9 protein-coding genes are annotated in these 14,745 nt (G+C 37.2%); 8 read left to right on the top strand and 1 reads right to left on the bottom strand.

The annotated features are described in order from the left end of the window. Positions 1-9: 9 nt before the first annotated feature. The gene (gene pyrR / locus GSA01S_RS00045) at positions 10-546 is read left to right on the top strand and encodes a bifunctional pyr operon transcriptional regulator/uracil phosphoribosyltransferase PyrR (RefSeq protein ID WP_281176403.1); all 537 of its coding nucleotides are present in this window, start codon (positions 10-12) and stop codon (positions 544-546) included. A 159-nt stretch (positions 547-705) separates the two neighbouring features. Here pyrR and GSA01S_RS00040 read toward each other — a convergent pair whose 3' ends face one another. Then, entirely contained in the window at positions 706-2,409 is a 1,704-nt protein-coding gene (locus tag GSA01S_RS00040; protein WP_066123320.1) for an Rqc2 family fibronectin-binding protein, read from the bottom strand. Between the two features lie 151 nt (positions 2,410-2,560). Here GSA01S_RS00040 and GSA01S_RS00035 point away from each other — a divergent pair, with 151 nt between their 5' ends. The 7 genes from GSA01S_RS00035 to GSA01S_RS00005 all read left to right on the top strand — a co-directional run bounded on the left by GSA01S_RS00035 (position 2,561) and on the right by GSA01S_RS00005 (position 14,594). Beyond that, positions 2,561-3,736, top strand: coding sequence for an MFS transporter (locus GSA01S_RS00035; RefSeq protein ID WP_066123317.1), 1,176 nt, complete (start codon positions 2,561-2,563; stop codon positions 3,734-3,736). Further along, positions 3,736-4,257: a ribosome maturation factor RimM gene (rimM, locus tag GSA01S_RS00030; RefSeq protein WP_066123314.1), complete on the top strand. Its 522-nt coding sequence runs from the start codon at positions 3,736-3,738 to the stop codon at positions 4,255-4,257. The genes GSA01S_RS00035 and rimM overlap by 1 nt, the downstream gene beginning before the upstream one ends. Beyond that, entirely contained in the window at positions 4,247-4,987 is a 741-nt protein-coding gene (gene trmD, locus GSA01S_RS00025; protein WP_066123391.1) for a tRNA (guanosine(37)-N1)-methyltransferase TrmD, read from the top strand. Before rimM ends, trmD begins: the two co-directional genes overlap by 11 nt. Positions 4,988-5,037: 50 nt before the next feature. After that, positions 5,038-5,955 carry a manganese-dependent inorganic pyrophosphatase gene (locus GSA01S_RS00020; RefSeq protein ID WP_066123311.1) on the top strand — a complete coding sequence of 306 codons (918 nt, stop codon included), beginning with the start codon at positions 5,038-5,040 and terminating at the stop codon, positions 5,953-5,955. 641 nt (positions 5,956-6,596) lie between these two features. Then, positions 6,597-10,145, top strand: coding sequence for a PD-(D/E)XK nuclease family protein (locus GSA01S_RS00015; protein WP_066123308.1), 3,549 nt, complete (start codon positions 6,597-6,599; stop codon positions 10,143-10,145). After that, the gene (gene addA, locus GSA01S_RS00010; RefSeq protein WP_066123305.1) at positions 10,146-14,114 is read left to right on the top strand and encodes a helicase-exonuclease AddAB subunit AddA; all 3,969 of its coding nucleotides are present in this window, start codon (positions 10,146-10,148) and stop codon (positions 14,112-14,114) included. It begins immediately after the preceding gene. A 96-nt stretch (positions 14,115-14,210) separates the two neighbouring features. After that, complete coding sequence (locus tag GSA01S_RS00005; protein WP_066123302.1) at positions 14,211-14,594, top strand: VOC family protein; 384 nt, start codon at positions 14,211-14,213, stop codon at positions 14,592-14,594. Positions 14,595-14,745 lie beyond the last annotated feature (151 nt).

The following is a 14,745-nucleotide window of genomic DNA, read 5'->3' as shown; positions in this document are numbered from 1 at the left end:
GTTGAAATGATTGAAAATATTTTAATGGATGAAATGGCCATCAATCGGACACTTAAACGAATTGCCCATGAAATCTTAGAACGCAATAAGACTTTAGAGGACGTTGTGTTAGTCGGGATTAAAACGCGTGGCGAATACTTAGCTAATCGCATTGCGACGAAGATTAAAGAAATTGAAGGGCATGAAGTAGCGGTTGATTATGTGGATATAACCTTTTATCGCGATGATTTGACCCATGCGACGGTTTCCGATGAACCAGAAGTAACTGAAGCGAGCTTTACTCATGCTTTAACGGGCAAAAAAGTCGTCATCGTCGATGATGTATTATATACCGGACGCACGGTAAGAGCTGCAATGGATGCGATTTTAGATCAACATCGTCCTTCGCATATTCAATTAGCTATTTTAGTGGATCGTGGACACCGCGAATTACCGATTAGAGCAGATTTTGTGGGTAAAAATGTCCCAACTGCCAAAACAGAGCGAATTGCGGTCCGCTTAAGTGAAGTCGACAATGGTGAAGACCAAGTGGTCATTGTAAAATAAAAAAGAAACTGAAGTTATGATGTGGTTGTGAGGTCTACTCGACACTCAACTCATCTTGTAACTTCAGTTTTTTTTATTATATTGATAGATAAAGGCTTTTGTTAGTCACCAAATGGACTGCTCAATACTTTAAAGGCTCCACTCAAATAGCCAATTGAGTTAATTGTCAATTTGATAGGTACGTAATTTCTGTTCATCAGGTGTCACATAAATAGTGCGTTGACCTTCATAAATCACATAGCCAGGTTTAGCACCATTGGGTTTACGTAAATGTTTGACTTGTAATAAGTCTACTGGAACGGAGGATGAATCACTGAACTTAGAATAATAAGCAGCGAGTTCTCCCGCTAGCGTAATGGTTTCATCACTTGGTTGGTCACTTTCAATGATCACATGAGAACCAGGGATATTTTTGGCATGGAGCCACCAGTGATTTTTACTGGCTTTTTTAAGACTGAGTTCGTCATTTTGATGATTATTGCGTCCAACATAAATCATGACCCCATCATCACTGCGATAGCGTCTTGGTTTTGACGTTGATTTTGAACGTTTTTTAATATTTTGTTTACGTTGTGCAACATAACCTTCGCTCGTTAATTCTTCTTTAATATCTTCAATGTCTTCCAAATCAGCTTGTTGAATTTGGACAAGTACTGTTTCTAAATACTCATTTTCTGCTTCAGCCAATTGGGTTTGGTGGTCAATATATTTTAATGAATCACGGTATTTAGTATACTTTTTAAAATATTTTTGGCTATTATCAATCGCTGATAAACGTGGGTCAAGTTCAACTAATAAAGGTTGATTATTGTCATAATAATTATCCAATGTCACTTCTGTTTGACCTTTTTCAATTTGGTAAGCATAGGCTTTTAAGAGTTCACCTTTTGTCCGATAGGTATCTGAAGCCTGGGCTACTTTGCGATCTTCTGCTAATTTTGCTATTTTAATTTGATTGCGTTCAATCACATGTTCAATTTTTTGAATTAAATCGCCTGATAATTGACGAATACGATCTAAATGAATTTTTTGTTGGAAAAAGGCTGTTAATAAAGTTGAAAGTGAAGGGTAGTGAATTTGTTCAGCTTCAAAATGCTTAACAGGATAATAATAAAAGGATAATTTGGCATTTTTTTGCTTGAAAATCGTGGGTTGTGCAGTAGTGGTGGCGGCCATCAATTGATTGATAGCTTCACCGGCTGTCATTTTTTCTTGATTCATTAAATATTCGATTTCATTGGCACCAATTTTTCCTAATCCTTCAATAATTCGAGATGCCAGACCATCTGCTAATAGCTGATAATGTTCATTCGCCCAACTTTCTAAGTCTGGTAAAGCAAAGACATTCGTTTGTTGTGGATTTTTGGGTGGTTGAACATATTCAGCCCCTGGTTGTAATCCGCGATAGCTATTGAGACTAGGAGAGACATGTTTAATACAGTCAATAATCGTATTTTTAGCCGGATTCACTAATAGGATATTACTGTGGCGACCCATCAATTCAAAATAAAGATGGTAATTCTGTTGGTCACCTAATTCGTCTAAGCCACTCACAATAAATTGTACGATACGGTCATTGTCAATTTGCCGGATGTCTAATACAATGGCATTTTCTAAATGTTTACGCATCAACATACAAAACATTGGTGCATGAGTGGGATTACTTGGACGCTCATCTGTTAAACCTAAATGGTAATAAGTGGGATGAATCGAGCTGTTTAAACGATAATTGGTACGATGATTACGAATCACCAATTGTAATTCTTGCTCGAAAGGTTGATACACTTTGGAAATACGGCCACCAATTAGATGATCCGCTAATTCCTTGACTAAGGCACGTGTAAAAAAGCCATCAAACGTCATACTTGGTTCCTCCTAAAAAGAGATATAAATACATTTTACATGATTATCCACTAAAGTGAAAGTTATCGCGATTAATAAACGGTTTCGATAGCGAATTTACTTGAACTGTCGTATAATAGTGAAGGTTATTATTTTAGATTGGAGAGGTTGCATGATACATTTATTATTAGTCATGATTTATTTATCATTTATCAGTCTTGGCTTACCGGATGCCTTATTAGGTTCAGCATGGCCCGTAATGCATCAAACTTTAGCGGTTGATGTTTCTTATGCCGGCGTTATTTCGTTAATTATTTCTTTTGGAACAATCATTTCCAGTTTGCAAAGTGATCGCTTAACGAAGACATTTGGTCCTGGTAAAGTAACTGCATTTAGTGTGCTATTAACGGCCGTTGCTTTATTTGGTTTCTCAATTAGTAATCAATTTTGGATGTTATGTTTATGGGCGATTCCTTATGGTCTAGGTGCCGGCAGTGTCGATGCTTCATTAAATAATTATGTCGCTTTACATTATAAGAGTCACCATATGAGCTGGTTACATTGTATGTGGGGTGTAGGAGCAGCGATTGGGCCTTATATTATGTCCTATGCCTTGACGAATGGTTCGGGTTGGCAAAGTGGTTATTTATATATTGCGATCATTCAAATTGTTTTAACAACGAGTCTATTTATTAGCTTACCTTTATGGCAAACACATGAAGCCAAAAGCAATGGCAAACGTGCTGAAGGCAAACCATTAAGCATTCCAGAAATTTTATCATTAAAAGGTGCTAAAGAAATTATGATTGCCTTCTTTTGTTACTGCGCGATTGAATCGACTGCAGGACTTTGGACAAGTAGTTATTTTGTATTAGTAAAAGGTATTGAACCTGAGACTGCCGCCGGTTATGCTGCTTTATTTTATATTGGTATCACGGTAGGACGTGCTTTAAGTGGCTTCTTAACCTTTAAATTTAATGACGAGCAAATGATTCGCATCGGGATAGGTGTCCTAGCAACGGGCATAATTTTATTATTATTGCCAATCAAAATTCCAGTGATTGCGCTAATTAGTTTAATTATTATTGGATTAGGGTGTGCACCTATTTATCCAAGTATTATTCATATGTCGCCACGTTATTTTGGAAAAGATAAATCACAAGGCATTATTGGGGTGCAAATGGCCAGTGCCTATGTGGGCGCAATGGCGATGCCACCTATCTTTGGTTGGATTACGAAAGTAACAGGCATGGGAATTTTACCGATTTATTTAGCATTATTAACCATTTTAATGTTATATATGTCAGAACGTTTTACCCAAAATGGTCCGATTGAGGAGGAAGGATAATGTATAAAGTAGGGCGAATTGTCAATACCTTTGGTATTAAAGGTCAAATTAAAGTCATTGCGGATACGGATTTCCCTGATGAACGCTTTGCTCCAGGTAAAAAATTAGCGATTATCGACGGAGAGAAGGTACTAACAAAATTAACTGTAGCGGATGCCTATTTACATAAAGGGACTTATATTTTAAGTTTTGAAGGAATCCATAATATTAATGATATTGAACACTATAAAAATTATTGGTTAGCGATTGAAAAAGACCAACAACAGTCACTGCCTGAAGATGAATTTTATCATCATCAAATTATTGGCTTAAAGATTATCACTACCGATGGTAATGAATTAGGAACCGTTAAGGAAATTCTATCGTTAGGTTCGAATGATGTTTGGGTGGTTAAACGTCATGAACCAAAAAAACGCGATGTGTTATTACCCTTTATTAATGATGTCGTGAAAGAGGTAGATTTAACCAACGGCATCGCGATAATCGAATTGATGGAAGGTTTGATTGATGATGCAAATTGATGTGTTAACTTTATTCCCAGAAATGTTTGCACCCCTTAATACCTCTTTAATGAAGGAAGCACAAAATAAAGAAAAAATGACCTTAAATTTACATGATTTTCGTCAAAAAGCGGTCAATAAACATGGTCATGTTGATGATTATCCATATGGTGGCGGAGCGGGCATGTTATTACGGGTTGAGCCTATTGTCGAAACACTCGAAGCAATTGAACGTAAAGATAAATCGAAAGTCATTTTAGTTGATCCAACCGGCAAGCCATTTACCCAACAAATGGCTCAAGAATGGTCAACAGCAGAACAATTAATCTTTATTTGTGGTCATTATGAAGGTTTCGATGAACGAATTCGTGATTATGTAACCGATGAGGTGTCACTCGGTGATTATGTTTTAACGAATGGTGAAATGCCGACAATGGTGATGATTGATGCGACAGTCCGGTTAATTCCCGAAGTTTTAGGAAATGCGCACTCAATTGTAGATGAGTCACATCAACGTCATTTATTAGAACACCCACAATATACGCGGCCACGAGAATTTAGAGGAAAAGTGGTACCGGATGTCTTATTAAGTGGCCATCATGAAAAGATTGAAAAATGGAAAGCCAAAGAAGCTATCCGCAAAACCTATGAAAGACGACCAGATTTACTTGAAAAGGCTGAATTAACAGAGCAAGAACAAGAATGGTTAGCAGAAATTCAACAAGAAAATGAAAATATTTCTTTAAAATAGCTTAAGATGTGATAAAATATAGAAAAGACCTTTTTAGGAGGAATTAATAAATGTCTAAATATTTAGTGTTCGGACACAAAAATCCAGATACTGATACGATTGCTTCAGCCATTGCGATGAGCTTCTTTTTAGAGCGTCAAGGGTATGTTGCAGAACCTGTTGCTTTAGGAACCCCAAATGAAGAAACTGAATTTGCTTTAAATTATTTTAATGTCGAAGCACCACGCGTGGTGACGACAGTTGCCAACGAAGTTGAGCATGTTGCTTTAGTGGACCACAATGAACCCCAACAATCAGTCGATGATTTAGCGGATGTGACCGTGGATTATGTCATCGATCATCACCGTATTGCTGGTTTTGAAACAGCGCAACCTTTATATTACCGTGCAGAACCCATTGGTTGTACCGCCACTGTCTTATTAAAAATGTTCAAGGAACATGATTACGATATTCCAAAATCAATTGCTGGTTTAATGTTATCGGCTATTATCTCGGATACTTTATTATTCAAATCACCCACTTGCACGAATCAAGATGAATCTGCAGCGCGAGAATTAGCGAAAATCGCAGAAGTTGATTTAGAAAAATATGGTTTAGAATTATTAAAAGCAGGAACCAATTTATCAACTAAAACAATTGATGAATTATTAACATTAGATGCGAAATCATTCGATATGAATGGTAAAAAAGTGCGCATCGCTCAAGTAAACGCGATTGGTTTTGAAGAAATGCAAGCGCAAAAAGCTGAATTATTAACTGCAATGGATGCTTCAGGATATGATTTATTCGTGTTAATCGTAACCGATATTTTAGAAAGCAATTCATTCGGTTTAGTATCTGGTGAAGACTTCACACAAGTAGAAGCGGCTTTTGGTACTACAGTGATTGACAATGAACTATTATTACCAGGTGTCGTTTCACGTAAGAAACAAGTCGTACCGCAATTAACAGCGGCTTACGAAAACTAATAAATTAAGACTGACAGAAAGATATCTGACTGCCTCCTTCAAATAAACTAGAATATCTATTTGAAGTGAAGCCGAACATTGATTTCTGTTGGTCTTTTTTGTTTGTCCTAATCCATCTAGTTTCTGGCGTTAGGCAATATAGAAGGAGATTTTATTCAATTGTATGGGGCTAAATTTGCATGGTGTCAGTGGCTCTTATAAGCAAGGGATTTTAGTTAATTGTATGGAGGGAAACTTGATTGATGCCAGTACCCCATAAGCAAGGGAATTTTTTCAATTGAATAGGGTAAACATCTTTTTGAGGGTGGGCCGACGAAGCGAAATCATTCAATGTTCTATTTCTGGTCCACTCCCAACTGTGCGGAGGAACAGACGAAGCGAAAATCATTCAATGTTCTACTTCTGGACCACTCCTAATCATGTGGAGACTATAATTAACGCAAAAACTAATTGATTTGAGAAATAGTTTTTGCGTTCTAATAATAAAAGTTAGCATCACTCATTTTACCCTAAGCCATGAAGCATTATCTGTAAGCGGATCATGCATTATTCATCAATATTCAACGAAGGCCTATTTTTAAACAGAAGTGAATTTGATACAATAGGACTATCGATATTATTTTACGAGGAGGGACGAGAGTATGGCTTTACAAATTGTAACCGGCGATTTGTCAGTTAATAAAAAAGCTCCCCTAATCCAAGAGCTATTTAAAATTAAAGCACAAGATCCGCAAGCAATTATTTATTATTTAGTGCCGGAACATATTAAGTTTGACATGGAAACCTTTGTACTAAAAGAAAGTCAAAAAATGAGCGGACGCCAAGAATCGGCCATGATGGACATTCAAGTGGTCAGCTTTACACGTTTGGCTTGGTTTATGTTAGATGAGAAACAACATCAACGCACTAATCTATCCGATATCGGTTTAACGATGGTGATTAAGCAACTATTAGATCAATATCAAGACCAATTGATTGTTTATAAAGGGCAACAACATCACTTAGGTTTCGTTGAGAAATTATTGGCGCTATTCGAAGAGTTATATCAAGGCAATGTTAATCCTGAAGCCTTAACCGATGATATGGTGAGTAAACAAGTAGTTGAGGCGACGATTTTAAATATGGAAGCGCAACGTATTAAAGAATTACAATTATTATATACCGCTTTTATTGATACGATCGAAACGCAATCATTAGCTAATTATCAAACATATTTGGATTTATCACACTATTTAGCCCAACATGAAGGATTTGAGCATCATTATTTAGTAGTAGATCATCATTATTTTTTTAATGCACAACAATATCAATTATTAGTAGACCTCGCTCAAAAATTTAAGCGAGTTTGGTTAACCTTACCGATTAAACAATCCCAAATTAATAGTGCTGAATGGTTACCAATGGTTCAAATAGTAAAAGACACTTATCGTCAACTTAAACATTATGGACAATTATTTAATTTTGAAGTGTTGCCTGATTGGGAGATTCAAGCGCATTATTTTAATTATCAACCCGCCATTTTAGAAGTTGCCTCACGTTTCCAACAACAACAATCACAATTATTAGTGCCACAGGCTTTAAATAGCGCTACTACGCATCATTATTTTTGGCAATTTGAAACAGTGCAAAGTGAATTACGTCATATTAGTAATCAGATTCATTATTTAGTAACGATTGAAGGGTATCGTTATCGTGATATTTTAGTGTTAACCCGCGATATGGATTTATATCAACAAATGCTAGGCCCAATCTTTGAGATGAATCAAATTCCTTACTTTTTTGACCATGAAGCGAATATGTCGCAACATCCCTTAGTCTTGTGGTTAGAAGCAGTACTGAATTTGTCCTTAAATCATTGGCGGTATCAAGACTTAATGCTCGTCATCAAGTCGGATTTGTTAATGCCGGAATGGCTAGAAGGGAATATTGAAGAGGCACGTCATCAAAAGGCCCTTTTAGAAAACATTTTAATTGCCAATGGTTATTTTGGCTTCCGCTTTTATAGTGAAAAGTTTGAATGGCAATTTCCGCAATCAGAACAACCCTATGTTAATTATCAAGGTGATGAAACGAACGAAACCATTTTTGAAGTGGTGAGTCGTTGGCGTCAGTGGCTTGTGTCCTATCTATATCAACCCTTAAGTCGTTGGGACAAAGGGCTGTCAGGTCAACAAGCCGGAGAATGGTTATATCAATTATTAGTCGATACCCAAGTGCAAAAGCGCCTCATGGCTTTACGTGATCAAGCGATTGAACGAGGGCAAATCGATTTGTCACGTCGTTTTGAACAAGTATGGCAAGTATTGATGGATGCCTTAGATGAATTCCATCAACTTTATGGTGAAAAGAACTTGTCATTAGCGTTGTTTGCTGAATTATTACTAACTGGTTTACAACAAGCGACCTATCATATTATTCCACCAACGATGGATCAAGTGACGGTTACCAGTATTGAAAGTCCACAAGTGCAACCGGCTAAAATTTGTTTTATTCTAGGAGCCGATGATCATAGTTTACCGAAGACTTATACCAGTGATTCTCTCTTAACAGAAGATAATCGTGCGGAGATTCAAGAACGTTTACTACCACATCAAAACCTAGCCGATACCTCCAAGCAACGCAATCAAATGGAACAGCTCATTGGCTATCAATTATTATTGGATGCGACCGATCAATTATATTTTTCAGTGGCACTCAGTGTAGGCGATTCACAAAGACAATTTTCACCTTATATCCTCAATCTGATTAAAGCTTGTCAATTTAAAGTGGAGTCATTTGGTAGTGAACAACACCCATTTTTAAATGAAAATATTCACAGCAACCAATTAGGGCGCCTGCCGATGCAATTATCGCCTCTACTTGGAGTATTGCGTCATCAATATCAGAATAGTTTACCGATGACGCATCAACAAAAACAATTATTACATCAAGTATTGTATGCGCCAGAAGCCATTGAAAAGAATTGGCAACAGTTAGTGCATCAGATTTTTAAATTCAATGTTTTACCAACGGCACTCACACCTGAAACCGCCATTGCTTTATTTGGCCAAAATATTTCAGCCTCTGTGTCGAAGATAGAAGCTTATTATCAAGATCCATTCAGTCATTTTTTAACCTATGGTTTAAGATTAAAAGAGCGAGAACAATATGAAATTGATGCGGCTAAAACCGGGGATTATTTCCATCATGCACTAGACTTGGTGATGGCTAAAATTATTGCTTCTGGGCGTACTTTAGTTAATTTAACCGCTGAAGAATTAAGGGTCATTTTAAATGAAAGCATTGAGGCCATTAATCAAGAGTGGAAATTCAATATTTTCAGTGGTCATCCACGAATGCAGGCCATTAAGTTACAACTTGATCAACAATTATGGCGCTTTTTACAATTTAGCTATCAACAACAAGCTAAAATTAAGATGCGCACCTTAAAAACGGAAGCCATCTTTGGGATGAATCCGCAACATGATTTAAAAGGGATGAGTTACCCATTGTCCAGTGGCGGTAAATTATATATTACCGGGAAAATTGACCGTATTGACGAATTAGTGGGGGCGAATAAATTACAAATCATTGACTATAAGTCAGGTAAAAAACAATTTAAGCTAGAAGATGCTTATTATGGTCACGATTTACAAATTCTAACTTATTTAAATATTGCTTTACAAAACTATCCGCAGTTTGAAGCATTAGGTGCTTTTTACCAACCATTGATTCATAATTTTAATGAGGTAACACCAGATGTCTTAGCCCAAGCGTCTCAAGGATCCCTTTATGATACCCAATTAAAAAACAATCTATTACATGGATTTGTAGCAGCCGATGAAGCGGATTTAATGCAAATTGATCCCGATATTGAGGAACAATCAGATAGTTTGATTTATCCGGTATCATTAAAGAAAGATGGTCAATATAAGGCCAGTTCAAAAGTCATTCGTGGCGAGGATTTACAATTAGTTTTACGTATGACCGATGAGCGCTTTATCCAAGCCGCTGAAGAAATGCAGTCGGGTCGTATTGACTTAGCGCCGTATAAAGATAATCCTTATACAACGGCTTTACAACCGGGGTATCGGGTCATTTCAGGCTTTGATGCTACCGAACATTATCACTTATATCGCCGTAAAACGATCAAAGCTAAAGAAGTTATTAACCAATTGAAAATTGACTTTGAAGGGAAGGAGGAAGGATAGATGTTAATTGAACCAAAACCTAAAGATGCGCAATACAATGACGAGCAGTGGCAAGCGATTCAACAAACAGGATCTAACTTACTGGTCGCAGCCTCAGCAGGATCGGGTAAGACGACGGTCTTAATTGAGCGAATCTTAACCCATATCCGTAAAGAGTTTGCACAAATCGATGAATTACTGGTGGTCACCTTTACCGAAGCTGCCGCTAAAGAAATGAAGGAACGGATGGAAACCAAACTCAAAGCGGTTATTTACCAACCGGAGTACCAAGATAAACAAGCTCTCTTTTTAGAGCAAATCGCGAAATTACCGGTAGCCCATATTCGGACCTTGCATAGTTTTTGCTTACAGGTGATTCAACAATTTTTCTATTTGATTGATTTTAATCCAAGCTTTACTTTATTAGTGGACGAGACTCAAAAGGCCTTGATTTTTCAAGATGTTTGGGAAGTATTAGTGGCTGATATTATCGAAGGCAAGGTGACCGGACTGGATGCGAATGACTTACAAGAATTATTAAGTCGTTATGCCAATCCTAGAAGTGACCAAGACTTATTTGACTTAGTGCTTAACTTACATCTATTTTCTTCGTCCCACCCTGAACCGGAAATCTATTTACAAAACTTATCGCAATATAGTCGTGATTTTAATCAGTTTAGTCAAACAACCTTATACAAACAACAATTAGCGCCTAATCTACAAAGTAATCTTCAATCGGCTTATCAATTATTATTAAAAGCTGAAAACTTATTAACAGGTGCCAGCGATGAAATTGCGCAAAAATATGGGGATTTCTTAGCGGCTGAACGAGAAATGATCGGTCAATTATTAGATAATCTATACCAAGATCAATTAGCGAACTTTGCTAATATGTTGGCGGTGGTGGAATTTAAGCGTTGGCCAAGTAAACCGCGTAAGACGGAGGAAAGCGAGTTAATCGATGCGATGAAAGTGGCCCGTGACCAAGCCAAAACATTGATTACCAAAAATGTACAACCGGTCTTTCCATTAGCTTATCCCGAATTGGAAAAAGTCGAAGCCCAGTTAGCCCCAATTATTGATAAATTAAGCCAACTTACCTTACACTTTAAACAAGCGGTCGCTCAGCATAAAGCTAAACTTAATATTATTGATTACAATGATTTAGAGCATTTAACCTTAAATATTTTAGCCCCTTATAATCAACAGACTGGGCGCCGTGAGGCCAGTATTGCCGCTACTTATTATCAAAATCTTTTTAAAGAAGTCATGGTCGATGAATACCAAGATATTAATGAAATTCAAGCGACAATTTTATCTTGGTTATCACATGAACAACGACCGGATTTAACAGGCAATTTGTTTATGGTAGGGGATGTTAAACAATCGATTTATGGCTTCCGTATGGCCGAACCGAGCCTATTTATGAAAAAATATCGCCAATACCAAGCACATGAAGACGGCGAATTAATTGTGTTAGATAAAAATTATCGCTCACGCGATGAAGTGCTGCAATTTACCAATTATGTATTTGAGCGCATTATGGACGAGCAATTTGGTGAAATGAACTATGGCGAACAAGAGTCCTTAAAAACAGGTAATCTGTCCTTTGAACCCGTTTCGCCTTCACCACGCTTTAATATTCAACTCTTATTGCATGAAAAAGCCGAGGACAGTGATGAAGCAGCGACAGCCTTTAATGACGAAACGACTGATACCGATGAACTTACAGATGAACTCGCTTTTGATAGTTCGATTGAAGCCCAAGCTCATTTAATTGCCCAAGACATCCGTCAAAAAGTACTGTCTAAGTGGCAAGTCTATGATAAAAAAGCCAAAGGCATGCGTCCGGTTGAGTACCGTGACTTTGTCATTTTATCATCTACCAAAAAGCCATTTTTAGAAATTCAACGGGCTTTCCAACAATATGAAATACCGATTAATGCGCAAAAAATTGATACTTATTTCCAAAGACAAGAGATTCAATTAATGATTGCACTATTGAAAATCATTGATAATCCTCGACAAGACTTGCCTTTAGTGGCGATTTTACGTTCTTACTTTGTCGGACTGAGCGATGAAGCATTAAGTAAAATCCGGATTCATCATCCTAGCGGGACTTATTATGAAGCCGTCTTAGATTATATGACCCAAGTAGATGATGCGCTTGCGGATCAATTAAGACAATTTAATCAACAACTGGTTCATTGGCAAACAATTGCCAGTGAGAAACGCTTAGTTGAATTGATTTGGCAAATATATCAAGAAACGTATTTCTTAGACTATGTTACCGGCTTAACCAATGGTGCCCAACGTCAAGCGAATTTACATGCCTTCTACCAACAAGCCGCTAGCTTTGAAAAAAGTAATTTTAAAGGGGCATTTGGCTTTATTCGTTATATTGAAGAATTAACCGAACATAATCAAGATATTGCTGAACCGGTCTTATTAGGCGATAATGAAGACTATGTGCGCATGATGACGGTTCATGGTAGTAAGGGATTAGAGTTTCCGATTGTTTATTTGATGAATATTGAAAAGCAATTTAATATGCAAGATATTAATCATAAACGCTATGTTTTATCGAAAAACTCAGGCATGGGTACCGATTTATATGATTTTACCACGATGTTAAAATACCCATCGATGGTAAATAAAGCAATAAAAATCGAAAAAACGATGCAAGCTAAAGCCGAAGAAATGCGTAAATTATATGTGGCTCTAACCCGTTGTGAGCAACAATTAATTTTAGTTGGAACCATTGATTCACAGGATAAATGGCAAGAAAAAAATGAAAAAACCCGTGAATTAACCGATAAACAAGATAAATTAGTCGTCTTACAAGAACGTCAAGCAGCTAATTCGTGGTTAGAGTGGATTCGTCAATCATTAGCTGTACCGGATACTTTAGCCGAAAAAGTTACTGATTTTGATATAGCACAAGTGGATGTTACTTTTAAAAATCAAGCAGAGATTTTCCAAACGCAAGGCGAATTAATTCAACAACGACAATTCATCACCGAAGAAAGTTGGCTCGACTTTACACTGAAGGCGATAAAAGAAGTCTCGATGGATGAACCTCTTTCATCCTTAGCGCAAACGATGGCCGCACTAGCTAACCCTGTCTACCCGTATCAATTGGCGAGTCATACGTCCTCTTATCAATCGGTATCTGAGTTAAAACGTTTGTATGAAGAACCGGCACATGATCAATTAAGTCATTTTAATGACCGAACTAAGCCAGTCAACACTGAAACGGACCATCAACCTAAGCTAAGAAAAGGGCAGTTGTCCGCTACTAACAATCAGTCAGCAAGCGACGTCACGGAACAAGCAGGGATTCAAAGTATTCGCTATACGCAGGACACCTTTGAACCACCACAGTTTATGAAACCGAAAACGATGACTTATGCCGAAATCGGGAGCTTAACCCATTTTGTGATGCAACATTTGGCCTTTGATCAGTATCAAGGTGAAGCGATTGAATCCTGGGTGGCAAGTGAAATCAGCCGCTTAGTGAGTGAAGAGTATTTAACAAAAGAAGAAGCAGCCCTAATTAAAGTGGAGACTTTAGTATGGTTCTTAAAAGACCCGTATGGTCAACAATTATTTAAGCATCATCAAACATTACAACGTGAACAAGCTTTTTCTTATTTATTGCCTGCTAAATGGTTGTTTAAGGCACAGTTAACCGAGGAAACAATGCCACAGTTGGCCGATGATCAATTATTAGTCCATGGGATTATTGATACCTTTTACGAAACAGACGATGGCTTGGTCATATTGGATTATAAGACAGACCGCTATCGTCAATATGGCAATGTCCCGCGCAGTGAGCAAATTGAATTGATTGCTGATAAGTATAAATTCCAGTTGAGTTTGTATGCACAAGCCCTGAGTCAAACCAAAGCGAAGCCAGTTAAAGATGTATGTGTGGTATTGTTAGACTTTAATGTGGTCTATCGTTATGACGAATTATATACCTTTTAGTTGCAATATTTCTGATATATCATAAAAAAGTCCATAGTCTTGAAGGAGATTATTTGCTAAACTATAACTAACAAACTTGAATAGTGAGGGAAATCGATGAAAATTGAACACGTAGCGATATATGTTAATCATTTAGATAAAGCAAGAGATTTCTTTGTTAAATATTTTGAGGCAACATCAAATGAATTGTATTTCAATCCGAACACGGAGTTTAGCTCTTATTTTTTAACATTTGAGGACGGCGCTCGTTTAGAGTTAATGACAAGACCAGATATGGTCGATACTTATAAAGGCTTAAATCGGACCGGACTGGTTCATATGGCAATGAGTGTGGGCAGTAAGGAGAAAGTAGATGCCCTAACTAAAGAGTTAGAAAATGATGGTTATGAATTAATTGACGGTCCACGTACAACCGGTGACGGCTATTACGAGAGTAAGTTCATCATCTTTGAAGGCAATCAATTAGAAATTACGGTTTAAATCAAAGGAATGATGATGACTTGTCCGTGAAAATTATTAATGACTAAGAAAGTAATTTTACATACCTTGATTCAGAATGAGAGAGGAATGGCAATAAAGAATTTGCTGTTTGATGCGACCAGAAGACTGGTTGTGGGAGTGGGCAAGAAGT

It is taken from the genome of Globicatella sanguinis NBRC 15551 (assembly GCF_001552295.1).
Taxonomy (GTDB): Bacteria; Bacillota; Bacilli; order Lactobacillales; family Aerococcaceae; genus Globicatella; species Globicatella sanguinis.
The sequence above is the reverse complement of the archived record's forward strand: the minus strand, read 5'-3'. Positions and strand labels throughout refer to the sequence as shown.